Here is a 22,474-nt window from a genome sequence, read left to right as displayed (position 1 = left end):
TCCGAAACCGGCGATTGCCGGGGACGCTCGTGTAGACTACATGGAATTCATGCCATTGACCTGGAGGTTTGAGGATCGCTATGCCGGACACCACGAAGGGCGCGAGGTCGGTCGCCACGGGAGTGTCGGAGCGCCCGAACGGCCAAGACTCCGGAGGCCTTGAGGAAGTCGAGAAGTCCATCCTCGACGCCGCGTACGACGAGTTCAGCGTGGCGGGGGTGCAGCGGGCGAACATGGAGGACGTCGCGCTGCGCGCGGGCGTGAGCCGGGCGACGCTCTACCGCCGGTTCCCGAACAAGAACTCGTTGCTGCAGGCGGTGAGCGTCCGAGCGGGGAAATGGGGCCTGAAGAAACTCGACCGCATGCTCGAAGGGCTCTCGCCCCACGAGGTCGTCGTCACCGCGTTCTGCGAATACACCCGCGAGCTCAGCTCTGTCCCGTTCTTCAAGGAACTGCTGGGGTACTCCCACGGCCTCTCGCGGCGCACCGGGCACGAGAAGGCGCTCGCCGATCTGTTCCTCAGCGAGAACCTCGTCGCCGTCATGATCGACGGAGTCGCCTCGCGACTCCGGCGGGCGGGCGCGACGATGCCGGACTCGGAGCTCAGGATGGTGGCGGAGCTCCAGCTGCGGGTGGCCATGTCCTTCGTCATGTCGCCCTCGTCCTCGGTGGACATCCGCGATCGGAAGGCGGTCGCCGCTTTCGTCCGCAAACACCTGGCCCCGATGGTCTACTGACGTTTGAAGCCGCTCGCGGCCGCGAGCATGCTGGAGATGTCCACGAACTTCTCGCGCGGCGCTCGGCGCGCCCGTCCGGCCAAGACCTCCGCATCGTCGATGCGCCGCCATCCTTGATCGTCCACCCTGCGCACTCCTCGCCCGCGCAGCAGGTCGGGGATGTCGCTCGGCGAACCGGGCGGGATGGCGAGCAGCCCTGCCGCGAAATCCGACAGCACCGCGTCGGCGGTCTCGTAGCTGCACGCCTTGTTGCGGCCGATGCCGCCGCGCGGGCCTCGTTTGACCCAGCCGGCGACATACGTCCCCTCCATGCCGTCGACCCTGCCCCGCTCGTTCGGGACGGTCGCCGACACGTCGGAGAACGGGAGGCCGGGGACCGGCGTGCTGCGGTACCCGACGGCTCGGATCACAAGCCCGGCCATGATGATCTCTTCGGCGCCGTCGTGGCGGAGCTCGCCGTTCGGGCCGTATTGCCCGTGCCGCACGCGCACGCCCGCGCAGTTCGAGCCGAACCCGAAGATCTCGACCGGGGCCGTGAGGTATCGGAACTGCACGACTCTCTTCGTCCCGGACGGCAGGGGGCCGGGGTCTGATTCGGCGCGCTCGGCGGCCAGGCGGATCTTGGCCGCGGTCGTCGAGTGCAGCGCGCCGGACTCGTACGCCTCGTGCGTCTCGGGGGCCAGGCGAAGATCGTCCTGCGGCACCACGACCTTCAGGTTCGCCTGTTGGCACAGGGCGAGGAACTCCGAGTTGGTGTACGCCGCGTCGGCGACGCTCCGCCGCGCCAGCACGGTGATTTGGCGGATCCCGCTGCCGCGCAGCTGGGCGACGACATGCGCCGGGATGTCCGAGCGGTCGAGCCGGTCTTGGTCGGCGGCGAGGATGCGCGCCACGTCGAGCGCCACGTTCCCGTTCCCGATGACCACCGCGTGGGACACGGACAGGTCGATCGGGAGCGACTGCTGGTCCGGGTGCCCGTTGTACCAGGCGACCACTTCGGCGGCGGAGAGGGTGTTGCGCAGGTCCTCCCCGGGGATGTCGAGCTTCCTGTCCTCCGAGGCGCCGGTGGCGTAGACGACGGCGTTGTAGTGCTCGGCGAGCTCCTCGTGCGTGATGTCCTTGCCCACTTCGACATTGAGGAAATAGCGGAACTCGGCCCGCTCGGCGATCCGCTCGAAGCCTCGTTGGACTGCCTTGGTGTCCTGGTGGTCCGGGGCGACTCCGGCCCGGATCAGCCCGTAGGGGGTGGGCAGCCGTTCGAACATGTCGACTTTGGCCCCCGTGTGCGCCAGGACGTGCTCGGCGACGTAGAACGCGGCTGGGCCGGAGCCGACGACTGCCACATGGAGTCCCGCGCCGCTGTCGGCCAGCAGGTTGTGCTTGGGGCTGTAGATGCCGGCCGCGACGTCGTGGTCGCGGTAGTAGTCCGCGTTGATCGCGAGGTACGGCTCGTCCTCGGGCCGCATCTCGTCGTCGCGGACGATCGACGACACGGGGCACTCGTCAAGGCAGGCCCCGCAGTCGATGCACGTGTCCGGATCGATGTACAGCATCTCCGCCGTCAGGAACTCCGGCTCGGCCGGGGTGGGGTGGATGCAGTTGACCGGACACACTTCGACGCAGCTCGCGTCGTTGCAGCACGCACGGGTGATCAGATGGGTCATTGTTCTCCTTGCCCTGCTGTGGGCATCACGCCGGTGATTTGTGGAAGAGACGGTTGCCGAGGTTGGGGAACACGCCCCATTCGACCTCCCGGTCGTCGGCAGGAGTCGTCTCGGGCTCGACCGCGGGGTCCAGGCGGCGCACTTTGGCGGGGAAGCCGTTGGAGAAGACGAGCGAATTGCGGAACGTCGACAGGACGTGGTTCTCGTCGACCGACCAGGCGAACTCGCGCAGCAGCGCGTGGTAGAGGGTGAAGACCTCCAGTTTGGCGAAATGCATGCCGATACATTTGTGGACCCCGGCCCCGAAGGGCATCCACTTGCACCGGTGGCTCTTGTCCTCGGCTCGTTCTGGGGAGAACCGGTCGGGGTCGAAGCGCCGCGGATTCGACCATACTTCGGGGTCCGTGTGGTGCGCCCAGGTGAGCACCGAGAACAGGGTCCATTTCGGGACGCGGTAGCCGCCGAGCGTGGTGTTTTTGACCGTGGTGCGCAGCAGCGTCAGCACCGGGGTGCGGAACCGCAGCGTCTCCTTCATGATCCGGTCCAGCTCGGGCATCCGGTCGAGCTCGGAGACCTCGACGACTTCCGGCAGCGCGAGGGCCTCCGCCCGTGCCCTGTCCTGCCAGTGCCGGTTCCGCCCGATGTAGTACGCCATGTTGGTCATCGTGATCGTCGTGGTGTCGTGCGCCGCGAACAAGAAGAACAGCATGTGGCGCATGACCTGCTTGTCGGTGTACGCCTTGCCGTCGAGGGCCCTGGCGTGGCAGAGCTGCGACATCAAGTCCGGGGTCTCGACAGCGCGCTTGACGCGCGCCCAGGACAGCAGGGTCTTCTGCAGGTAGTGCCGCGCCCGCGCCTGCGCCACCGGATTCACGCTGACGATGTCGTCGAGGCCTTTGCCGATCTTGTCCACCTCCGCGTCGGGCAGCCGGACCCCCATGAACACCTCGATGGCCACGCGCATGGTGATCCGCTTGAAGAGCTTGCGCAGGTCGACGTCGTCCCCGGTGGGGCACTCGCGCACCCCCGCGCGGATCTTCGGCCCGATCTGCTCCGAGTATTCGGCCAGCCTCGCCGGGGTCATCACCTGCTGCATGAGCAGGCGGTCGTGCCGGTGCTCCGCGAACTCCATCTGCAAGAGCGACCGCCGGAACATCCCGAGCAGGCTGAGCGTGAAGCCCCAGCCCCACGCCGAGGAGAACGCCTCCTCCTTGTTCAGGGCGATAGTCTGGGCGAGGTCGGGGTCGGCGCACATCACGAGGTCGCAGAAGGGGAGCGGGCACCGCACGGCCGGGGCCCCGAGCCTGCGCTGCAGCCCGCCCAGCGCCTCTCCCGGCGACAGCCGGGCGCTGTCCCAGAGGAAGCGGAGCGCGTTCACCGGCCCCGCTGCGGGGATTTTGGGGAGAGCGTTCTCGCGCGAGTCCATTACATCCGCCCTAACGTGTGCTACGAGTCACTTCGAATCATTCGAGACAGGCTATCACTCTTGTGTCAGGACGTGCAAGCGCTCGGGCCGACACGCGACTTTCCTGCGCGTCTTGCTAAGTCTGATTCTAGGATGTACCGTGACGCTGAGACAAATCATGATATCTGTGTCAGTGATTTGCGTGAGATGAAACGAAAAATCTGTACCGGCGCGGTTTCGGGCCGCGCAGACGAGAGGATTGTGATCGCAGATGACAGCGGCTCCGGGCGTGCGCAAGAACGCCGATATCACTGAACCCCGGCCCTCGGAGGATCTCGACCTCCTCGCCGAGGACCAGCAGGTGCACAAGAACGTGTTCTATGCCGGGTCCTGCATCCCGGATCTGCCGGGGGACGACAGCATCCCCCGCAAGGCGCAGGAGCCGATCCCGATCCCGGCCGACTCGCTCATCTGGAAGTACCTGGCCGATGTCTTCTTCGTGGCGGCGCCGGGCGCGCGGGCGGCCGTGCTGCAGAGCTTGTTCCCGCAGACCGCGCAGGGGGTCTCGGAGCATTCGCAGCTGCTGAACTCGTCGAACTACCGCGACATCGTGCAGCGCGGCATCAACTCGATCATCGGCATCAACAAGGTGGTGTACTCCTCGCCGGAGGTGGCGAAGAAGTACGGCATCCAGCTGCGCAACTACCACAAGTCGATCAAAGGGGACATGCCGAACGGGCGCGCGTATCACGCGTTGAACGCGGAGACCTGGTACTTCACCCACGCGACGTTCTTCGAGAACATCTACCGGGCGAGCGACCTCGGCGTTTTGCGCAAGCCGCTGACATGGGAGGAGAAGGAGCAGATCTTCGAGGAGTCCAAGCTCTGGTACTCGCTGATGGGCGTGGACGACCGGGTCCAGCCGGAGACCTACGCGGAGTTCGAGCAGTACTGGCAGCGCGTCTACGACACCCAGCTCTTCCGCAACAAGATGTCGGACTACAACTTCGTCGCGGCAAGGGGCGGCCAGTTCGACAAGCTCGTCGCCCCGCGCTACCGCAAGCTGTTCCGGGTGTTCGCCCCAGCCGTGCAGGCGCTGGTGCGCGTGATGACAGTCGGCCCGCTTGAGCCTGCGCTGCGCGAGAAGATGCAGGTGCAGGACATCGCCTCGCCAGGGCTGGACCGAACGTTCCGCGCCTTGGTCTGGGCGATGAAGTGGGCGAGGGAGGGGATGCGGGTCGCGCGGGTGCCGTTGAAGTACCGGTACGCGCCGTTCGCCGTCGAGGCGTTCGAGCGCGCGGGCGTGCATCCCGACGACATCACGCTCGAGTCGGCGCGCGCGGCGTTGCGCAAAGCCCGCGAGGAAGGCGCCAGCGTGCGCTCGCTGAGCACCGCCGACGTCGTCGCCGAGACGCCTGCCGACGCGGCCTGCGCCAAGTGCTTGCGCCAGCTGGAGCCCTGTGTCGAGTGCGCGGGGTCCGGCCACAGCCACGACGAGGTCTGCGACGTGTGCGACGGGATCGGCCGGGGCTGCCGGGTCCACCACAACGACTGGCGCGAGGAAGGCCGCGGCCTTGGCGTCGGATTGGAAGACAAACTTCTCGGCGGCCCTTCGGCCGGGGTGTGCCCGCGATGAAGCCGGGGACGACAGCGGCCCGACGGCCCACGACCGAAGAACACGACGAGGAGATCCGTATGGCACAGCGGGAACAGGTCTCGGCAGGCGCGACGGAGCGGACGGCGGCGGCATGAGCGGCGAGAGCTGGACAACAGCGGGCATCCCCGACCAGACAGGCCGCGTGGCTGTGGTGGTCGGCGCGAACACGGGCCTCGGGTTCGAGGTGGCGCAAGCGCTCGCGAGAAAGGGCGCGCGGGTCGTGCTCGCGGCGCGGGATCCGGGCAAAGGCGAGCGCGCCCTCGCCCGGATCAAGGCGCAGAAGCCGGACGCGGACATCGTGCTCCAACAGCTCGACCTCGCCTCGCTCGCCTCGGTGCGGAAAGCCGCCGACGAGCTGCAGGAGACGCTGCCGAAGATCGACCTGCTGTTCAACAACGCCGGAGTGATGGTGCCGCCGAAACGGCAGGTCACCGAGGACGGGTTCGAGCTGCAGATCGGGGTGAACCATCTCGGGCATTTCGCGTTCACCGGCCTGCTGCTCGACAAGCTCCTGCCGGTGGAGGGCTCGCGGGTCGTCTCCGTCTCCAGCGTCGCGGCACGGGAGATCGCCCCGATCGGCGGCTTCCGATTCGACGATCTGCATTGGGAGCGCCGGTACAGCCGTGCCTTCTCGTACGGGCAGTCCAAGCTCGCGAACCAGCTCTTCGCCCTCTCGCTGAGCAGGCGGCTGAAAGCGGCGGGCGCGCACACCGTCTCCGTCATCGCCCATCCAGGGATCGCGTACACCGAGCTTGGCAGGCATCTGCGCTCGTTCGAGCGGCGCGTGGGCTGGGAGATCGGAACGAAGCGCCTGTTCAACACCGCCGAGCAGGGCGCGCTCCCGCAGCTGCGGGCGGCCACGGACCGGGAGACGAAGGCAGGGGACTACTACGGCCCCGACGGCTTCCTCAACTACCGGGGCGCCCCGGCGCTGACCAAGACGGTCCGCCGCGCGCGCGACCGCGAGACGCAAGACCGGCTCTGGGAGGTCTCGGAGAAGCTGACCGGCGTGACGTACCAGTTCTGAGCCTGACGGCCGCCGCCTCGCGCGGTGAGGCGGCGGCTCTTCTAGGACTGTGCCTCTTCGCGGAAGGGTTGACGGATCAGCACCCCCGGGATACATTGTGGGCAGCCCACTGAACAGTAGTTTTGTGGAGTTTGGAAGGCGGAGTCCTGGGAGGAGGTCGTCATGTGTTTTGTTATGCCCTTGTGCGTGTCGTCCATGCCCCGCATGGCGCGGTTCTCCCCACAGCTCCTTCTCGCCGTCGGGGCGGCGTAGCGCATGAAAAGCGACTGGTACGCGTACTCGGATCGGCGGCGTTGGGGATATTTCGACGACGAGGAGAAAATCAAGCGGACCAGCGAGCGCCCGAAGCCCGCTCCCGTCACGAAGCCGCAGCGGGCTTCTGACTCGACCGGGCTCTCCCGCGCGGACGCGGCTCGAACGGCGACGGCCATGGTGGCCGACCTGGTCGCGCAATCGCGGTCGTGCCCGGGGATCGACTGGGCCGTCAGCGGGTACGAAGACGGGGGCGTGACCCGTTTCTACGCGGTGAGCAACGAGGGCGCTGGTTTCTTGCCGCCGGGCCTGCGGTGGGACCTGCGGCTGCGGCATGTTTTCGGGCCTGCCGTTCCCGACGGCGAGCTCGGCCCGTGGCTGGGCCTGGACAACCCGGCGCGGACGCTCGCCGACCACTGCCTCGCGCTGCGCGCGTCGAGCCCGGAGCTCAAACTGGTCTGCCTGGTCGGCAGCCGCCCGGTGGGGGAAGCTGTGGCGCAGTTGCAGGGCATGCTTTGCGCGACGGGGCCTGTCGCGGGCGCGGTGGCGGTGGACGCGGCGGCAAGGGCGGCGACGCGGATCGCCGCCGTCGACGGCGGGGAGACCGAGGCGGTCATTGCGGGAATCCCAGTCCAAGAGCGCTGGGCCGCAGGGTTGGATTTGGCGTTGGACGCCGCCCGGCTGTGCGCGTTCCACAGGCAGAGCCCCCAGCTTGCAAGCGTGCTGGAGGCGCTCCGGGCGGGCAGAACAGACGCGCGGGGCGTTGCGCTCGCCTGGCAGGAGGGGGCTCGCCTCTCCGCTCAGGCCCGGTCTCGGCGGGTGCCGGACTCCCGGCTCGGCCTGCTCGACCTGTACTCGGCGGCGCCGACGATGGCCCAGGCCATGACGCTGAGCGCGGGCTTCGACTACGCCTGGCCCTTCTACGCGGCCAGGGCCTGCGCCATCGTCGCGATCCTCTTGCGCTCGCGGCTCGACGACGTGCCGCTCGGCAAGAACGATCTCGCCGAGCTCGCGTACGAGCATGTGTGCGTCGGCGAGGACCTTCCGGCCACCCGCGCGATGCTCGCCGCCCATAGCGCCAAAGCGTCGAGGGCGCGATGAGCATGGAGCCTCCAGCGGTCAGACAGAGGGAACAGAGGGAAAGGGACAGATGACGAACAGTGGCGTTGGCTCTGGCGGCCAGCCGGGGAAACTCTCGATCGGGGATTTGGACGCATTGCGTGCCGCCGCGACGCAGTTCCGCGCGTCGGGCGACGCGATAACGGGGTTGCGGGCGAGCACCGCTATCGCCGACGCGGTGTCTTCGGGACTGCCGGGCACCGATGTCGAGAAGGGCGTGGCGAACGTCGACGAGACGTTGAAAAAGGCGTTGCAAGACCAAGGGCGCTGGCTTGACGATCTGGCGGGGAAGCTCCTCGGCGCGCTTGACCAGCTCGCGCAGCAGGATCAGAACGCGGCGGACGGCCTGGCGCAAGACGCGCCCGCGCAGGGCGGCGGGCCTGCGGCTTCGGGCGGAGGCGACTCCGGCGGCGGGGGCGACGGCTCCTCTGGCGGGAGTGGTTCTGGCGGCGGCTCTGACAGCGGGTCCGGGAACGGCTCGGGCGGAGGTTCTGGAAGCGGGTCCGGCAGCGGGGACTCGGGCGGCGGATCAGGCTCGGGATCGCAGCCCGGATCTGCTGGCAAGGCGGACGGCGAAGGAAGCGGCAAGGGCGAAGAAAAGCCTTCGGGCGAGGACCAGCAGGCCGGGGCCAAGGACGCGGCACAACCGGACGACGGCCAGGGCGGCGGCGCGATGTCGATCATGGGCCCGGACGGGCGCGAGGTGAAGCTGTCCCCGGAACAGGCGAAGAACGCGAAGGCCATCATCGCAGCGGGCAAGGAGCTGGGCGTGAACGAGGCGGGCGTCCAGTCCGCGTTGCAAGCGGCGCTGCACGAGAGCGGCCTGCACAACTCCGGGAGCGCCGACTACCCGGAGTCGCTGCAGTACGCGGACAAAAGGCCGGACGGCTCGCCGTGGCTTTCGAGCGGCCAGGGCTCGGTCGGCCTCTTCCCGCACGAGACGGGGGTCCGTGCGGACGCCCAGACCATGATGGATCCGTACGCCCAGGCGGCGCACTATTTCGAGCAACAGGGCCTCGGGCAGCGCGGCACGTCCGCAGGCCAGGCGCAGAGCGTATGACGAGAGGAGAAGAGGGAGAATGAGACCGACGAAATCGCAATTCGACGAGATGCGGCCAGTCGTCCTGGAACAGGCCGTGCAGTCTGTCGGGTCGCTTTCGGGCCAGCTCGGCGGCGCTGTGGCGCAGATCGAGGGCGCGCAGCGGACGGTGGACTCGCTGCTGTTGGGCCAGCTCGGCGACACGACACGGGAGCTCGTCGTCGCGAAGACGGCGGACCTGCACCGCGAGCTGGACAATCTGTCGAGGATCCAGTCGGGCTTGGCGAACGCCGCGAGCGAGATGAGCAGCGCCACGAACAACGTGCGGTCGACTCTGCAGCTGGCCGAGTCCTTGGGGTACGGGGTCAACGACGACTGGAGCCTTCGCCCGGACCGGCCCGCGCGCCCGACGATGCGGATGGTCTCCGACGCGAAGGAGCTCCAGTCCCGCGTCGTCGACGCGGTGAACGCGTGGGACGCGGCGGACAGGAGCGCCGCCGACCAGGCGCGCAAGGCCATCGAGGAAGTCGCGGGCAAAGCGGCGCAACAGCAGAAGGACGGGCAGCAGGAGGCGGGCGGCCAGGCCGAGACGGGCGGCGCGGCCCCCGGCGGCGGGCCTTCTGGCCCTGCCGCCGACGTCGCGAAGGGCTACCTCGGCCGCAATGCCTCCGACCTCAAGGGCGCGGGCATCGGGATGGACCCCGGCATCCCCAGCGATATCTGCTGCGCGAACTTCGTCTCGGCCGTCCTGCGGCAGTCCGGCCAGATCGATTGGCACACCAACGGCGTCGCGGACCTCTCTGCCCGGCTGCAGGCCCAGGGCTGGCATGTCAGCAGCAACCCGCCGCCCGGCGCGGTCGCGATCATCAACGGGAGCCAGCACACCGAGCTCGTCGCGAGCAACAACGGCGGCCATGTCACGCTCATCGGCTCGAACAACATCAACGGCGACGGGACGCAGCGCGTCAGCTACGGCAATCCCTACGGCAACATCGTCTACCTCGTCCCGCCGGGCTGACCAGAGGCCGGGGCGGAGAACGCGTTCTAGCCCGTCGCGAGCGCTTCGATCCCGCCGACCACGTTCGCGCGAAGGGAGGCGACCTGCTCGGGGGCGAGGGACCCGGTGGGGAATTTGCAGAAGATGGAGAGCTCGCCCGCGAAGGAGTACACCTCGTACCGGGAGGCATGTGGCAGGGCCGAGCCGTCCGGGGCGGTGGGCCGTGGTGTCTGCGCTGTGGTGAGGAAGGCGTCGAGACCGTGCATGACGAGGCTCTCCGGCAGGGGAGGAGCGGGCAAGACTCCTGGGTTGGTGATCCTGATGAACGGGCCGAACCGTCCGGTCAGGAGCACGTCGGCGATATGGCGCACGCTTTGTGCGAGGAACCCGCTGCGGAGGTCGTCTTTGATCTGGCGGGTGACCTCGCGCCCGATCCGAACAGGGTCGTCGTCCGCTCGGACGCGCACCTGGCTGCGGGAGATCATGATGCCGTTGGCGATCTCGGCGAGCTTGGCGGGCGGGGTCAAATGCCCGCGGTAGTCCACGAGCGACTCGAAGCCCAGGTTCACCGCAGCATTGTCGGGGCCGGGGAACAGAGCGCGCTCCGCGAGTGCAATCACTCCTGTGAGCAGGGTATTGACGGTCGTTTCGCGTCGCCGGGCCGCGGCGAGCAGCGCGGCAGAAGCCTCAGGATCGAAACAGTGCTGCCAGCCGAGGACGGTTCCGGGGGCGCCGGAAATCTCGGACTGCTGCTTGCCGCCCCACGAGGTCGGGGCGAGCCACGGTTTCTCCGGGAGCGGGGTCTCGCGGACGCCGCGCTTGGCCATCGCAGTCTCGGGAGCGTCGGGAGCGGGCTGGGGCGCGACGCGGGGAATCGAGCCGGTGGACACGATCTGGGTGTAGATCTCCCACAGCTCGCAGAAATAGGCGTAGCTCAAGCGCGCGTCCGCGATGGAGTGGTCGACCCCGAACGCGACGACATTGCCTGCCTCGCCCGGGTGGATCCGGATCGAAAGGGTGCCGTCGCCCTGCGAGAGCACCGGCAGCGCCGCGAAATCGTGGAGCGGCTCGGCCTGCTGCGACACGACGGAGCCGTTCGCCCGTTCGGCGACGACCCTGAAGCCGCGACCGACGGGCTCGACCCTCGAAGCGAGGTCGGGGTATTTCTGCTGCAATGTCGTGGCGGCAGTGGCCAACGCGTCGACGTCGAGCTCCCCGTGCAGCCTGGCCATATACCAGATAGTCGTGTACCTGCGCAGATGGTTCAGCTCCGATTCGGCAGCCGAGAGCATTCGCCAGGCCCCGAGGGGCGTGGTCGGGCCGATCGGGGCGCTCAAAGCAGATCTCATGACGTCCGGTGTTCCTCTCCGAGAGCTTGCCAGCACAGCACAGGATTCTAAAGAGCGCCAACGATTCAGACGCGAGTACTTCAGAGAATCCGTCAATCCGACGGAGGTGCGTCAGGTTTCGCGTCGTGCGGCGCGATGCTTCGGCGAGCCTGGCTGGCGCGCTCGGTCAGCGCCCGTACTTGAGGATCCTCTTGAGGATCGCCTTGCCCTTGCCGTACGGGCGCTCGACGTGCACGCCGCTCAGCACCGAGAGGCCGTTGACCACGATTTTGGGGCGTTCGCACTCGCCTGGTGCTCTCGTGCCCGGGCCGCTCGCTTTGTCTTCGAACTCGCCGATCATCTCGATCCCCTCGACGCGCAGGTCGAGCTCATGGGGGACGATGACTTTCGTCCGGCCGAACAGCGACCAGACGTTGATCCGCGCGTCGGGGCAGACGAACGAGGCTTCCCGCAGATCGAGGAAACCGCCGCCGAAGAAGACGAACACGTTGAGCGTTTGCGGCACCACCCACGGCCCGCGCCTGCGGAATCCGCCGAACACGCCGAACAGGGTGACCAGCTTGGGGCCGGAGCCGGGGACCACTGCGAGCGGGGCGCCGAGGGAGTGGACGCTCAGGTCGCGAATGACGGCTTCCAGCTCGACATGTGTTTTCGCGGCGTAGACGGCTTTCGTGCGCCGCTCGAACTCGTGGATGTCGATCTGGCCGGTGCCCACTGCTCTGCCGAGCAGCTGGGTCACATGCTCCCGGTCCATGTCCGACGCGCGGTAGACGGGCGGCGCGGGGCGCAGCTGGGCGAGCACTTCGGGAAACGGCCAGGCCCGTGCCGGATGCTCGGGTTGCCTCTGGCCGTCAGTCATCCCCCCAGGGTACCGCTGGCCAGCGGGTTTTTCCAGGAGCGCTCAGTTCAGCGTGAAAATATCCGTCCGAGATTTCTTCCACCCGCCGCGCGGCAAGTCCTTCGCCGCGGTTGAGTCGCCGTAGAAGACGAAGGCGCCGTCGTCGGCCACGAGCCGGACCGAGGCTCCGGGGCCGAGCGGGGACGGGACAGCGACGATCGCCTCCCAGGCTCCGGCGTTGCCGGGCAGGTCGATGTTTTTCACCGGCTGGTCGGCAGGGTTGCCGCTCCAGGTGTAGAGCGAGAAGGCGGGGGTCGCGGGCGCGGGCCCGGCGATGATCAGGTATTGGCCTGCGGCATTGCGCCGGATGTCGCGGACTCCGTTGCCGCCGAGGTTCCACAGCAGCGGCGGGCCGAAGGCCGCGGCGCTCGCGGTGCCTGCGGCCAGCGCTGTCGCGTTGGTCACCGGCGCGACCAGAGCCTGGCTGCGGGCGTTCGGCAGTTGCAGCGGGGCGCGGAACGCCACATACGCGGTCTGCCCGTCCGTCGCGATCTCCATGCCCTCGACGTTGAACCCGGCTTCTTCCTTGGGGATTGTGCCCCCTGCCGAGGACGCCTGCAGGCCGAAATGGTCCGCGCCGAGGCCGTGCGCCCCGGTGTGGTCCCAGTTGACCAGGTCGGCGCGCAGGTTGTCGTAACGGCCGACCCAGGAGACGACGGTGCTCGCCCCGCTCCCCGAGACTTGCAGTGCGACCAACCTGCTGTGCTCGGGCTTGACCGTCCCGGAGGAGGAATTGCCCATGGATCCGGTGAGGTAGAGCCGGTCGCCGACCCTGGTCATCGTCTCGAAGTCGATCTCGCTGCTCGTCCCGAGCTGCGAGGAGAAGTTGAACTCGGCGGCAGGGGGGCCGGAGGTGGAGTCCTGGTAGAGCCGGACGACGTTGTTCTCGTCGTCCGCGACCAGCACGTATCCGCCGCCCGCGTCGACGACTCCGGACGCGTCGGAGGAGCCGGTGTAGTAGCGGGTGGTGGCGGGGGTGTTCGAGGCTGCGGACGCGGCGTAGTGCAGCGTGTCGGTGGACTTGTCGCCGCTCGGGTCGGAGACTTCGATGGTGATGTCCGCGTAGCCGACGCCGACCGGGTTGACCGAGACATACCGTTTGGATCCGGAGCCGGAGAAGGACACCGAGCTCACCGGGGCGACGGCGGGGTTGGAGGAGCTGGTCGCGCGGAGCACGAGGCTGCCCTCCGGGGTGTTGCTGTCGTGCACTTCGGCGAGCACCGAGGGGTTGGTCGGGTCGCCGATCGCTCCGGGCAGCGCCGAGGAGATCGTCACCGTCGGCGTGCCCGCGGCCCATGCGGCAGGCGGCGCGGGGAGCTGCGTCATCAGCAGCAAAGCGGCGGGCAGGGCGGCGGGCAGCGTGCGGAGCCGTTCGGGTATTGCAGTCATACGGGCATCCTGTCCGATCCCGTCGCTCGTCGGGTGAATGGCACGTGACGTGTCGATGAGCTTCGGGGAACGGGGAGTTCCCCCGCGCAGCCCGCCGGTCCCGGCGCTACATCCTCGTCGCCAGGCCGTCGCGCACGGCGACGAGCGCGCCTGCCGCGCGGGTGTGGGCGTAGGCGCCGACTCCGGGGAGGGCGAGCAGGTCGCCCGCTCGCAGGTCCTGGGGGAGCGGCACGAAGGCGGAGTCGGCAGGGGCGTGATGCTCGCTGCGGGGCCGGGAGAGCAGCCGCGTGGGGACGTCGGCGGCGAGAGAGTGCCGGTTGATCAGCCGGACTTCGCGCACATCCGCCCCGACGACCGGCAGCGGGCCGTCGACGTGCACGGAGGGCTCGCTGCCCGAGCCGGTGTTCTTCGCCATGACTCGGACCAATCGAACCCCTGCTTGGCCGACGACGCCCTGCCCGGGCTCGACGACGAGATTCGGTCTCGCGACGAGAGCGGGCAGCGGCAAGGAAGCGCTCGTCTCCGCGAGCGCCCGCGCCTTCTCCACAGAAACGCCGCCGCCGAGATTGATCTGGCTCGCGACGAGGCCGTGCGCGGCGCGCATGCGGTCCTGGAATCCGGTCAGCGCGGCGAGCGCCTGCTCGTGCGAGCCCGAGCCGACATGGCAGTGCAGCCCGACCACGCGCAGATGCTGGTGGCGCGCGGCGCGCAGCCATGCCTCCTCGGCCCCGCCCGACAGCGGGAAGCCGAAGGCCTGTTCGAGCTCGTCCGAGAGGCCGACCCGCAGGAGGATCTGTTGCGGGCGGTCGACGCGGGAGGCCAGCCAGGCGAGCTCCTCGAAGGTGTCGACGCTGATCCGGCCCACCCCTGCGGCGAGCGCGGCGGCGAGCTCCTCCCTGGTCTTGACGGCCCCGCCCGCGATGATCCGCGAAGCAGGGAAACCGCCTCGCACGGCGGTTTCGAGCTCGTCGGCGGAGCAAATATCGAGCGAAAGCCCTTCCTCCGCGAGCCATCCGGCGATCGCAGGAGTCAGCAATGCCCGGCTGGAATAGGCGATCTCGCCTCGGGGGAGGGCGGCGCGGTAGGCCTTGGCGTGTGCCCGGACCTCCGACTCGTCGACGACGTCGCAGGGGGTGCCGAACTGGTCGGCGAGATCGGTCAGCCCGCAGCCGCCGACGACCGGCCTGCCGTCCTCGTCGCAGCGCAGAGTGGCAGGCCAGACGTCGTAGTCGAATCGGGGGCGGGCGGCGGCCCGGAGCGACGGGCAGAGCTCAAGCAGAGTCACGTGGACATTCATACGCCCCCGCGAACCTCTCGTGCGCCGCGTTGACGAGATATTGATGTCGCGCGCAGGGATCTTGACGCGGCGTTCGGGGCCGTCTCCGGGCGAGGGCGCAAGAGGCAAAAATGAAGGAGCCCTCCCGAACGGGAGGGCTCCTTCACGCGGTTTGCCGCCGGAGGCGGCTGCAGCTCACTTGTTGGTGAACGGCAGCAGCGCCATCTCGCGAGCGTTCTTCACCGCGACGGCCACATCGCGCTGCTGGCGCGGGGTGAGGCCGGTGACACGGCGAGAGCGGATCTTGCCGCGCTCGGAGATGAACGTGCGGAGCAGGTTCGTGTCCTTGTAGTCCACGTGCTCCACGCCTTGGGCTTTCAACGGGTTCTTCTTCGGCTTGCGGATCTCAGCAATCCGGGAAGACTTCTTCACAGGAGGCTTGCGGGCCATGCTTTGCTCTTTCGTTTCTCTACGTGGGAATAGTCAGTCAGCGACAGCTCGCTGGTCTACCAGCTGGACTTGTGGACGCCGGGCAGCTCGCCCCGGTGCGCGAGCTCGCGCATCCGGACACGGGAGAGGCCGAACTTGCGCAGGAACGCGCGGGGGCGGCCGTCGGAGGCGTCGCGGTTGCGCAGCCGGACCGGGCTGGAGTCGCGGGGAAGCTTGCGCAGCGCGGCTTGCGCCTCGTCGCGGGCCTCGTCCGTGCTCTGCGGGTTGCGGAGGATCTCCTTGAGCTCCGCGCGGCGCTCGGCGTAACGCGCGACGATCTCGGCGCGCTTCTCATTCTTCACGATCTTGGCTCTGCTCGCCATGTGCGGTCAGCGCTCCTCTCGAAACTCGACGTGCTTGCGGGCGACCGGGTCGTACTTCTTGAGCACGATCCGGTCAGGGTCGTTCCGCCGGTTCTTCCGGGTGACGTAGGTGTACCCGGTCCCGGCGGTGGACTTCAGTTTGATGATCGGACGGACCTCGTTTTTGGCCATGGTGTTGTCTCCCTAATCCTCGTCCGGCCCTAGACCTTCAGGCCTTTGGCGCGAAGCTCGGCCACCACGGTCTCAATGCCCTTGCGGTCGATGGTCTTGATCCCTTTGGTCGACACGTTGAGCGTGATCGTCCGGCCCTCGCTGGGCAGGAAGTAACGGCGGCGCTGGATGTTCGGGTTCCATCGGCGGTTGGTCCGACGATGGGAGTGCGACACCGCCATACCGAATCCCGGCTGGCGGCCAGTGACCTGGCAATGTGCAGACATGCGTCAGTGCTCCTTCAAAGTTCAAGCTCGTGTCGACGGGGGTGATCGCCGGTGGCGTATCATTTCGCCTGTTCAGGACATCCCCTGCCTCCGGGCTGAGGGCATGTCTCAGCTCGGATTCGTGAATGTGCTGGGAGTACTGTACCCTGTAACGGCAGGCGAGGGCAATTCAGCCGGCTCCGACACGCTCCCAGGCAGGGGAGCGGAACCGGCGAAGATGCCCGCCAACAGCATGAACGCGCGCTTGACGGCGCGCGACACGAAACCAAACGACACGAGAAAAACCGACAAAGAGGATCCGAAGAGATGGCTGTTCCCAAGCGCCGCAAGTCGCGCTCCAACACTCGCACCCGCCGCTCCCAGTGGAAGGCCACCGCCGTCGACCTGGTGACCGTCCGCGTCGCGGGCCAGGATCTGCGCGTCCCCCGTCGCCTGGTCAAGGCCGTGCACCTCGGTTACGTCGAAGTTTAATTGCTCTCAGAGAACGGCCGAGAAGCCCCGCGCGACGCGGGGATTCTCGGCCGTTCTCTGACTTCTTAGTTTCGTCTCAGCTCAGATAGGCAGACTGTCGATCATGGACATCCTGGTGGTCGATGACGACCGCGCTGTGCGCGACTCCTTGCGGCGGTCGCTGTCGTTCAACGGTTACTCGGTCCGAACAGCCGAGAACGGGCTGGAGGCGTTGTCGCAAGTCCTTGAGGACCGCCCGGACGCGATGGTGCTCGACGTGATGATGCCGGGCCTCGACGGGCTGGAGGTGTGCCGCAGGCTGCGCGGAGCTGGCGACGACCTGCCCATCCTGGTGCTCACCGCGCGAGACACCGTCTCCGAGCGGGTCGCGGGCCTCGACGCCGGGGCGGACGACTATTTGCCGAAGCCATTCGCGCTCGAAGAGCTCCTCGCCCGTGTGCGGGCGCTGCTGCGCAGGCGCACCCCGCAGCTGGAGCCTGGCGCGGAGGCATTGGCCTTCCTCGACCTCAGCCTGGACCCGGCCACGCGCGACGTGCGCCGAGGCGAGCGCGAGATCAGCCTGACCCGCACCGAGTTCGCTCTGCTCGAAATGCTCATGGAGAACCCGAGGCGGGTGCTCACCCGCACCCGTCTGCTCGAGGAAGTCTGGGGCTACGACTTCCCGACCTCCGGCAACGCGCTCGAGGTCTACATCGGCTACCTCCGGCGGAAGACGGAGGCCGACGGCGAGAACAGGTTGATCCACACTGTGCGGGGCGTGGGGTACGTACTGCGAGAAACCCCTCCTTAGATGTCCTGGGGTCCGTGCGGCGATCTCCTTTGTTGCTCCGCTCCTCGTGTACCGCGCTCGTTCCTCGCTCTTTCGTACACGTCGTCGCGGTGCGCCTCGGATCTCATCCACACGGGATTCCCCAGGAATCCTGTGTAGGAGAGGTCCGGATGAGAAGAGGTGAGTTATGACGGCCCCGTGGCGCAAGCGCAATGTCACGTTGCGGGCGAGGCTCGCCGTCCTCTCGGCCTCGTTGGTGGCTGCGGCCGTGGTCGTGCTCACTGTCACGGCATATATCGTCGTGAGCCGGGCTCTCTACGACAACGTGGACGAGCAGCTCCGGGCCCGCGAGGCGCTCATGATCGGCTCGGTCGACCAAACTCGGGCAGTCTTGCAGTCGGCGGAGGCCCCGATTGTCGGAGACGAGGCGTTCAATGTGATGTTGGTGCGGGCGGACGGGCAGGCGTTCGAATTCGGCCAGGTCCCGTTCGGCTCTGCGGAGCGGGACGTGGCGCATGGTGGGCGGGAGGAGTCGTTGCGGACTTTGCGGGGGCAACGAGTGCTCGCGCACAGGCTTCCCCAGGGGGAGACGCTCATCCTGGCGCGCCCGCTCGCTCCGATCGACGAGCTGACCGACCGGCTGGCGTGGATCTCCGTGCTGGTCGGCTTCTGCGGCGTGATCGTCGCCGCCGTGATGGGGCTTGCTGTCGCGGCGACCGGCCTCGCCCCGGTCGGAAGGCTCACCGCAGCCGCCGAGCGGATCGCGCGGACCAACGACCTCACCCCGATCCCGGTCAGCGGGCATGACGAGCTCGCCCGGCTCACCGAGAGCTTCAACGCGATGCTGCGGGCCCTCGCCGAGTCGCGGTTCCGGCAAAAACGTCTCGTCGAGGACGCGGGGCACGAGCTGCGCACTCCGCTCACCTCCCTGCGGACGAACTTGGAGCTGCTCATCGCGGCTTCGCAAACGGGGGCCGCGGCCATGTCGGAGAAAGACATGGCCGACTTGCGCGCCGATGTGCTGGCCCAGATCGAGGAGTTCTCCACCCTGGTCGCGGATTTGGTGGACCTCGCGCGAGAAGACGCGCCGGAGGCGGCCGAAGGGCATGTGGACCTCGCCGAGGTCGTCGACAATTGTGTGGAACGGGTCCGCCGCCGACGAGGCGATGTGGAATTCGACGTCCAGATCTCGCGCTGGTTCCTGCGCGGCGATCCGGCGAGCGTGGCCCGAGGCGTGCTCAATGTGCTCGACAACGCGGCGAAATGGAGCCCGCCCGGCGGGAAGGTCGAGGTGCGCCTTGGCGAAGTCTCGCCGGGAACGGCCGAGCTGTCCGTCTCCGACGAAGGGCCCGGCATACCGGAAGAGGACAGGACGCTCGTCTTCGAGCGTTTCTACCGGGCCACATCCGCTCGGTCGATGCCGGGATCCGGGCTCGGGCTCGCGATCGTCCAACAGGTCATGGCCCGGCACGGGGGGAGCGTGTCGGCAGAATCGTCGCCGAGCGGCGGGGCCAGGGTCCGGATGTTCTTCCCCGGCGGCCAGACGCTCGATTCCTCCGGCGGGCCCCCAGGTCACGAATAGGTTGAAGCTGCTGGCTAACTTCTCAGGATCCCGCTAGGCTGGCTCTTAGCTGACGCTTAGCCTGGGACTCCATCATTGTCGGCAAGACCAATCGCAGCAACGGACATGAGACGAGTGAGATGAGCGAAGACCCACGCGCCGCCGATTCCCAGCCCCAGCAGGACGGCCCGCAGTCCCAGCACGAAGCCATGGGCGCGCCGGAGGCGACCGCGCCCTTGCCCGGGCCCGTCCAGTCCCCGCAATCCGCGCAACCGCACTCGGAGCATTGGATATGGTCGCGACACGGGCATCAGTCGCCCACGGCTCCTGAGCAGCCCGCCCCGCAGCAGGCGCAGGCGGCTTTCGCCCCGTGGGCCGCGCACCACGCGGCAGCGGCCCCGCACGCCGCGACCCACGCTTTCCCGCACGCGCAGGCCAAGGCTCGCGGCCGAGTGGGCCGGGCTCTGGGATTGACCGCTCTGGTGGCGCTCTTCGCCACTGGCGCGGGAGCCGTCGGCGGCGCGGGCATCGTGTACGCCCTCGACCACCGGGGCGGCTCCCATTCGGTGTCCTCCACCGGGACCGACTCGGGCCCGCTTGGCAAGAAGGGGCTTCCTGCGGCTTCCAACGGCCGCCCGATGACGGTCGCGGAAGTGGCGGCCCAGGTGCAGCCCGAAGTGGTCCAGATCGAGGTGACCGTTCCCGACGGCCACATCACCGGCTCGGGCGTGATCCTCAGCTCGGACGGAAAGATCCTCACGAACAACCACGTCGTCGCGGACGCTTCGAGCGGCGGAGCCGTGATGCAGGTGCATCTGCACGACGGCACCACGCTGCCCGCCGCTGTTGTGGCGACCGATCCGGACACCGATCTCGCGGTGATCCAGGCGAAAGGCAAAACGGACCTCCCCGCGGCGAGGCTCGGCTCCTCGGCGCGACTCGTCGTCGGCCAGGACGTGGTCGCCATCGGTTCGCCGATGGGCTTGGAAGGCACAGTCACGCGGGGGATCGTGAGCGCTCTGCAGCGTCCGGTCGCGGCAGGCGGCGAGGAAGGCAGCGCGCGGACGAGCGCGTTGGAGGCGATTCAGACCGACGCGTCCATCAACCCAGGCAATTCCGGCGGCGCATTGGTGAACCTGCAGGGAGAAGTGGTGGGGATCAACTTCATGATCTACACGCTCGGCGACCGGCAGGGCCAGTCCGGCTCGATCGGGCTCGGCTTCGCCATCCCGATCGACTTGGCGAAGCATGTCTCCGACCAGTTGCTGCAGAACGGCAAAGCGACGCATGCCTCGCTGGGAGTCCAGGTCCAAGGAACCGACTCCTCCGCCTCGGTCCACGGGGTCAGCGTGCTCAGCGTCAACACGGGCAGCGCCGCCGAGGCGGCAGGCATCGCGGTCGGCTCGGTGATCACGAAGGTCGACGGACACCCTGTCGACGGCACGGTGGCACTGGTCGCCGCAGTCCGGGCGCACGACCCTGGTGAGAAGATCCAAATCACCTACACCGAGGGCGGCTCGGGCGGGGCGGAGCGCACTGTGCCGGTCACGCTTGGCGCGGCATGATGTCGCAGAACCCAAAGGGCCCGGCCTCGGAGCTCTCGGCTACGGTGTCAGCTGTGGTGCATGTGTCAAAGGCGATCGGCCGAGCATTAGTCGTGGTGGTGGACGATCAGGCCGCGGCCGGGAACCCGGGGGACCGGCTCGGCGCGTTGGTGAAAGAACTTTTGGACGAGGGCGGGTTCCACGTCGACGCGATCGTTGTGGTCCCGGCCGATATGGCAGACATCCGCAACGCGCTCAACACCGCGGTGATCGGCGGTGTCGATCTCGTGGTCTCGGTCGGCGGCGTGGGGGTGTCCGACCGGGATGTGACGCCTGAGGCGACGCTCGACCTCATCGATTTGCAGCTGCCGGGCATCGAGCAGGCGCTGCGCGCCTCGGGGCTTTCTGCCGGATCGGTCGAAGCGGGCATCTCTCGGGGGGTGGCGGGGGTGTCCGGCAGCACGCTCGTGGTGAACTTGGCCGCGACGCGGGCGGCGATCCGGGATGGAATGGCGACCTTGGTCCCCTTGGCAGGCAACGTGATCCATCAACTCTCCGTGCTGGACGATTGAACTCTAGATGAATAAAAATCGACCCCTTGGGGTCGATTTTTTTCTTTACATTGGATGAATTGCCCAAGTTCCGCGTAAACTGTGGATTACCTATGTGACACATCCCACTTTACATTTTCTTTGTGTTCCATTTTACTGTAAATGCCTTGTTAACGCCTTCCCGAGCCGGGCCGGGTGTGCAACTATCGGATTGCTAGATCAGAGATGCTCTAGTGACGACGAGACCGAACTTGACGGGAGTCGAGGCCTTGCCCGAAGCCGTCGGGGCGGTTGGTCGGTCCACGCGAAAGCGATTGGGAATGGCGTTGACGATGCTTCGCCAGAAGGTCTGGTGGCAAAAAGCCGGGGGCCCAGTCGCCTCATGTGGATCACAATTTGATAACGTGACGGCACACAAAGGAATAAACGTCACCAAGGCCACCGCAAGGTGTGGGGGCCACTGGCTAACGCAACTGCTGAGAACAGCCGAAAACTGTCAATCCACCAGTGTGATTTGAGGAGAATCAGGTCTATGAAAGCTCTAGAACGCGTCCGCCGGTACGCGACAGTGTTCGCGGCGGGCGTGCTTGCGCTCAGCTGGGGCGTCTTCGACGCGAAGCTGGCCAGCGCGGATGTCTGGTACGACCTGGACGACGCGGAGCGCAGTGTCACAAATGACGAGGGCACGTACGTGGATCTGAAGTTCTACGACAACCATGTGCTGGTGTCGCAGGACCTTTCGGCCAACGGGGCGGGCCGCACGGCGTGGACGAGCGGCACGGTCTACGCGCGGATCTCGGGGCCGGCCGTTGACGGAAAGAGCCCGCTCGAGCTCACGAACAACTACAACCAGTACGGCATCATCATCCGCAGCGGCTACGACATCGGCTGCCAGGTGAACATCCAGGGCCTCAGCGCCGGGCTCGGCCTGGGCGGAACGCTCAACGGACTGGGCATCGGCATCGGCGGCACCCTCACGGTCCCGCTCACCCCCGGCCAGGTGTCGCGCGTCGAGCTCGCCTACCGAGACACGTTGGGCGCGGGCGAGTACTACCTGCAGTACACCGACCTTGGCCTCGGCATCCAGCTCTGCGGCGGCTACGCTGCGGCGCGCGCGTATGCGATCGTGCAGGTTCCGAGCAACTTCTTCGTGTTGAACACGGTGTACGGCACGCCGTTCAACATGGGCTGACCCAACCGGGCATCTGTCTTCGGGCCCTGTCGGCCACGGGGACCGAATCCATCACAACGACCTGAAACATTCACGGGAGAAGAAGGAGACTGGAACTTATGGGAAGCGGAAAGCAGGCGCGCCGCGCGCGCCGAGCACTGGCCGGGCTCACCGCAGGTGTGAGCGTTTGGGGCGCATTGCTCTCATCGTCGGGTGTTGCGTTTGCGGATACGACGGTGGATCTGCCGGATGATTCGTTGACGCAGACGTTGCCGGATGGGACGGCGGTGACGTTGTCGGTGCGGGATCAGTATGCGATTGTTTCGCCTGCGATGGTGGCGGTGCAGAC

At 67.7% G+C, this 22,474-nt stretch carries 22 protein-coding genes and 1 pseudogene; 13 read left to right on the top strand and 10 right to left on the bottom strand.

Annotated elements, in window-relative coordinates:
• Window positions 1-80 precede the first annotated feature (80 nt).
• The gene (locus ACRC20_RS05560) at window positions 81-737 is read left to right on the top strand and encodes a TetR/AcrR family transcriptional regulator (protein WP_438685354.1); all 657 of its coding nucleotides are present in this window, start codon (window positions 81-83) and stop codon (window positions 735-737) included.
• Here ACRC20_RS05560 and ACRC20_RS05555 read toward each other — a convergent pair.
• Together ACRC20_RS05555 and ACRC20_RS05550 are read right to left on the bottom strand one after the other, a co-directional pair.
• The gene (locus tag ACRC20_RS05555) at window positions 731-2,401 is read right to left on the bottom strand and encodes an FAD-dependent oxidoreductase (protein ID WP_438685353.1); all 1,671 of its coding nucleotides are present in this window, start codon (window positions 2,399-2,401) and stop codon (window positions 731-733) included. The genes ACRC20_RS05560 and ACRC20_RS05555 overlap by 7 nt on opposite strands.
• A 25-nt stretch (window positions 2,402-2,426) precedes the next feature.
• The gene (locus ACRC20_RS05550) at window positions 2,427-3,827 is read right to left on the bottom strand and encodes a cytochrome P450 (protein WP_438685352.1); all 1,401 of its coding nucleotides are present in this window, start codon (window positions 3,825-3,827) and stop codon (window positions 2,427-2,429) included.
• A gap of 250 nt (window positions 3,828-4,077) precedes the next feature.
• On the opposite strand from ACRC20_RS05550, the gene ACRC20_RS05545 reads away from it, so the two are divergent.
• The 5 genes from ACRC20_RS05545 to ACRC20_RS05525 all read left to right on the top strand — a co-directional run bounded on the left by ACRC20_RS05545 (window position 4,078) and on the right by ACRC20_RS05525 (window position 9,918).
• Window positions 4,078-5,442 (top strand): oxygenase MpaB family protein, encoded by a 1,365-nt coding sequence (locus tag ACRC20_RS05545; RefSeq protein WP_438685351.1) that lies wholly within the window; start codon window positions 4,078-4,080, stop codon window positions 5,440-5,442.
• A 112-nt stretch (window positions 5,443-5,554) separates the two neighbouring features.
• Complete coding sequence (locus tag ACRC20_RS05540; RefSeq protein WP_438685350.1) at window positions 5,555-6,490, top strand: oxidoreductase; 936 nt, start codon at window positions 5,555-5,557, stop codon at window positions 6,488-6,490.
• Between the two features lie 255 nt (window positions 6,491-6,745).
• Window positions 6,746-7,843 carry a hypothetical protein gene (locus ACRC20_RS05535; protein ID WP_438685349.1) on the top strand — a complete coding sequence of 366 codons (1,098 nt, stop codon included), beginning with the start codon at window positions 6,746-6,748 and terminating at the stop codon, window positions 7,841-7,843.
• A gap of 49 nt (window positions 7,844-7,892) precedes the next feature.
• Window positions 7,893-8,921 (top strand): hypothetical protein, encoded by a 1,029-nt coding sequence (locus ACRC20_RS05530; RefSeq protein ID WP_438685348.1) that lies wholly within the window; start codon window positions 7,893-7,895, stop codon window positions 8,919-8,921.
• A gap of 19 nt (window positions 8,922-8,940) precedes the next feature.
• On the top strand, window positions 8,941-9,918 hold the full coding sequence (locus tag ACRC20_RS05525; protein ID WP_438685347.1) for a CHAP domain-containing protein: 978 nt from the start codon (window positions 8,941-8,943) through the stop codon (window positions 9,916-9,918).
• A gap of 26 nt (window positions 9,919-9,944) precedes the next feature.
• Here ACRC20_RS05525 and ACRC20_RS05520 read toward each other — a convergent pair whose 3' ends face one another.
• From ACRC20_RS05520 to rpmB, 8 genes are all read right to left on the bottom strand, one after another.
• Complete coding sequence (locus ACRC20_RS05520) at window positions 9,945-11,234, bottom strand: phthiocerol/phthiodiolone dimycocerosyl transferase family protein (protein ID WP_438685417.1); 1,290 nt, start codon at window positions 11,232-11,234, stop codon at window positions 9,945-9,947.
• Between the two features lie 178 nt (window positions 11,235-11,412).
• Complete coding sequence (locus tag ACRC20_RS05515; RefSeq protein WP_438685346.1) at window positions 11,413-12,105, bottom strand: DUF1707 SHOCT-like domain-containing protein; 693 nt, start codon at window positions 12,103-12,105, stop codon at window positions 11,413-11,415.
• A 42-nt stretch (window positions 12,106-12,147) separates the two neighbouring features.
• Window positions 12,148-13,533, bottom strand: coding sequence for a hypothetical protein (locus ACRC20_RS05510; protein ID WP_438685345.1), 1,386 nt, complete (start codon window positions 13,531-13,533; stop codon window positions 12,148-12,150).
• A gap of 106 nt (window positions 13,534-13,639) precedes the next feature.
• Window positions 13,640-14,818 (bottom strand): diaminopimelate decarboxylase family protein, encoded by a 1,179-nt coding sequence (locus ACRC20_RS05505; RefSeq protein ID WP_438685344.1) that lies wholly within the window; start codon window positions 14,816-14,818, stop codon window positions 13,640-13,642.
• A gap of 186 nt (window positions 14,819-15,004) precedes the next feature.
• The gene (gene rpsR / locus ACRC20_RS05500) at window positions 15,005-15,259 is read right to left on the bottom strand and encodes a 30S ribosomal protein S18 (protein WP_438685343.1); all 255 of its coding nucleotides are present in this window, start codon (window positions 15,257-15,259) and stop codon (window positions 15,005-15,007) included.
• Window positions 15,260-15,315: 56 nt separating this feature from the next.
• On the bottom strand, window positions 15,316-15,621 hold the full coding sequence (rpsN, locus tag ACRC20_RS05495) for a 30S ribosomal protein S14 (RefSeq protein ID WP_438685342.1): 306 nt from the start codon (window positions 15,619-15,621) through the stop codon (window positions 15,316-15,318).
• A 6-nt stretch (window positions 15,622-15,627) separates the two neighbouring features.
• A complete protein-coding gene (rpmG, locus tag ACRC20_RS05490) occupies window positions 15,628-15,792 on the bottom strand; it encodes a 50S ribosomal protein L33 (protein WP_007468344.1) in 165 nt (54 codons plus the stop codon).
• A 29-nt stretch (window positions 15,793-15,821) separates the two neighbouring features.
• Window positions 15,822-16,058, bottom strand: a complete 237-nt coding sequence (rpmB, locus tag ACRC20_RS05485) for a 50S ribosomal protein L28 (protein ID WP_438685341.1) — start codon at window positions 16,056-16,058, stop codon at window positions 15,822-15,824.
• Between the two features lie 306 nt (window positions 16,059-16,364).
• Here rpmB and rpmF point away from each other — a divergent pair, with 306 nt between their 5' ends.
• The 7 genes and pseudogenes from rpmF to ACRC20_RS05450 all read left to right on the top strand — a co-directional run.
• Complete coding sequence (gene rpmF, locus ACRC20_RS05480; protein WP_438685340.1) at window positions 16,365-16,529, top strand: 50S ribosomal protein L32; 165 nt, start codon at window positions 16,365-16,367, stop codon at window positions 16,527-16,529.
• A gap of 103 nt (window positions 16,530-16,632) precedes the next feature.
• Window positions 16,633-17,319 (top strand): response regulator transcription factor, encoded by a 687-nt coding sequence (locus ACRC20_RS05475; RefSeq protein ID WP_438685339.1) that lies wholly within the window; start codon window positions 16,633-16,635, stop codon window positions 17,317-17,319.
• Between the two features lie 166 nt (window positions 17,320-17,485).
• The gene (locus ACRC20_RS05470) at window positions 17,486-18,880 is read left to right on the top strand and encodes a sensor histidine kinase (protein ID WP_438685338.1); all 1,395 of its coding nucleotides are present in this window, start codon (window positions 17,486-17,488) and stop codon (window positions 18,878-18,880) included.
• A gap of 119 nt (window positions 18,881-18,999) precedes the next feature.
• Complete coding sequence (locus ACRC20_RS05465; RefSeq protein ID WP_438685337.1) at window positions 19,000-20,424, top strand: S1C family serine protease; 1,425 nt, start codon at window positions 19,000-19,002, stop codon at window positions 20,422-20,424.
• Entirely contained in the window at window positions 20,424-20,975 is a 552-nt protein-coding gene (locus ACRC20_RS05460) for a MogA/MoaB family molybdenum cofactor biosynthesis protein (protein ID WP_438685336.1), read from the top strand. The genes ACRC20_RS05465 and ACRC20_RS05460 overlap by 1 nt, the downstream gene beginning before the upstream one ends.
• A gap of 511 nt (window positions 20,976-21,486) precedes the next feature.
• Complete coding sequence (locus ACRC20_RS05455; RefSeq protein ID WP_438685335.1) at window positions 21,487-22,146, top strand: MspA family porin; 660 nt, start codon at window positions 21,487-21,489, stop codon at window positions 22,144-22,146.
• Between the two features lie 98 nt (window positions 22,147-22,244).
• Window positions 22,245-22,474, top strand: a pseudogene (locus ACRC20_RS05450) (MspA family porin); the annotation flags it as partial.

The organism is Segniliparus sp., from assembly GCF_051660745.1.
Lineage (GTDB): Bacteria > Actinomycetota > Actinomycetes > Mycobacteriales > Mycobacteriaceae > Segniliparus.
Note: the sequence above shows the minus strand (reverse complement) of the source record. Positions and strands in the feature narration are given on the sequence as shown.

What these genes read in the sequence shown, in the direction of transcription:
- ACRC20_RS05560 (WP_438685354.1), top strand. Translation starts at nt 81, where the DNA reads ATGCCGGACACCACGAAGGGCGCGAGGTCGGTCGCCACGGGAGTGTCG.
- ACRC20_RS05555 (WP_438685353.1), bottom strand. Translation starts at nt 2,401, where the DNA reads ATGACCCATCTGATCACCCGTGCGTGCTGCAACGACGCGAGCTGCGTC.
- ACRC20_RS05550 (WP_438685352.1), bottom strand. Translation starts at nt 3,827, where the DNA reads ATGGACTCGCGCGAGAACGCTCTCCCCAAAATCCCCGCAGCGGGGCCG.
- ACRC20_RS05545 (WP_438685351.1), top strand. Translation starts at nt 4,078, where the DNA reads ATGACAGCGGCTCCGGGCGTGCGCAAGAACGCCGATATCACTGAACCC.
- ACRC20_RS05540 (WP_438685350.1), top strand. Translation starts at nt 5,555, where the DNA reads ATGAGCGGCGAGAGCTGGACAACAGCGGGCATCCCCGACCAGACAGGC.
- ACRC20_RS05535 (WP_438685349.1), top strand. Translation starts at nt 6,746, where the DNA reads ATGAAAAGCGACTGGTACGCGTACTCGGATCGGCGGCGTTGGGGATAT.
- ACRC20_RS05530 (WP_438685348.1), top strand. Translation starts at nt 7,893, where the DNA reads ATGACGAACAGTGGCGTTGGCTCTGGCGGCCAGCCGGGGAAACTCTCG.
- ACRC20_RS05525 (WP_438685347.1), top strand. Translation starts at nt 8,941, where the DNA reads ATGAGACCGACGAAATCGCAATTCGACGAGATGCGGCCAGTCGTCCTG.
- ACRC20_RS05515 (WP_438685346.1), bottom strand. Translation starts at nt 12,105, where the DNA reads ATGACTGACGGCCAGAGGCAACCCGAGCATCCGGCACGGGCCTGGCCG.
- ACRC20_RS05510 (WP_438685345.1), bottom strand. Translation starts at nt 13,533, where the DNA reads ATGACTGCAATACCCGAACGGCTCCGCACGCTGCCCGCCGCCCTGCCC.
- rpsR (WP_438685343.1), bottom strand. Translation starts at nt 15,259, where the DNA reads ATGGCCCGCAAGCCTCCTGTGAAGAAGTCTTCCCGGATTGCTGAGATC.
- rpsN (WP_438685342.1), bottom strand. Translation starts at nt 15,621, where the DNA reads ATGGCGAGCAGAGCCAAGATCGTGAAGAATGAGAAGCGCGCCGAGATC.
- rpmG (WP_007468344.1), bottom strand. Translation starts at nt 15,792, where the DNA reads ATGGCCAAAAACGAGGTCCGTCCGATCATCAAACTGAAGTCCACCGCC.
- rpmB (WP_438685341.1), bottom strand. Translation starts at nt 16,058, where the DNA reads ATGTCTGCACATTGCCAGGTCACTGGCCGCCAGCCGGGATTCGGTATG.
- rpmF (WP_438685340.1), top strand. Translation starts at nt 16,365, where the DNA reads ATGGCTGTTCCCAAGCGCCGCAAGTCGCGCTCCAACACTCGCACCCGC.
- ACRC20_RS05475 (WP_438685339.1), top strand. Translation starts at nt 16,633, where the DNA reads ATGGACATCCTGGTGGTCGATGACGACCGCGCTGTGCGCGACTCCTTG.
- ACRC20_RS05470 (WP_438685338.1), top strand. Translation starts at nt 17,486, where the DNA reads ATGACGGCCCCGTGGCGCAAGCGCAATGTCACGTTGCGGGCGAGGCTC.
- ACRC20_RS05465 (WP_438685337.1), top strand. Translation starts at nt 19,000, where the DNA reads ATGAGCGAAGACCCACGCGCCGCCGATTCCCAGCCCCAGCAGGACGGC.
- ACRC20_RS05460 (WP_438685336.1), top strand. Translation starts at nt 20,424, where the DNA reads ATGTCGCAGAACCCAAAGGGCCCGGCCTCGGAGCTCTCGGCTACGGTG.
- ACRC20_RS05455 (WP_438685335.1), top strand. Translation starts at nt 21,487, where the DNA reads ATGAAAGCTCTAGAACGCGTCCGCCGGTACGCGACAGTGTTCGCGGCG.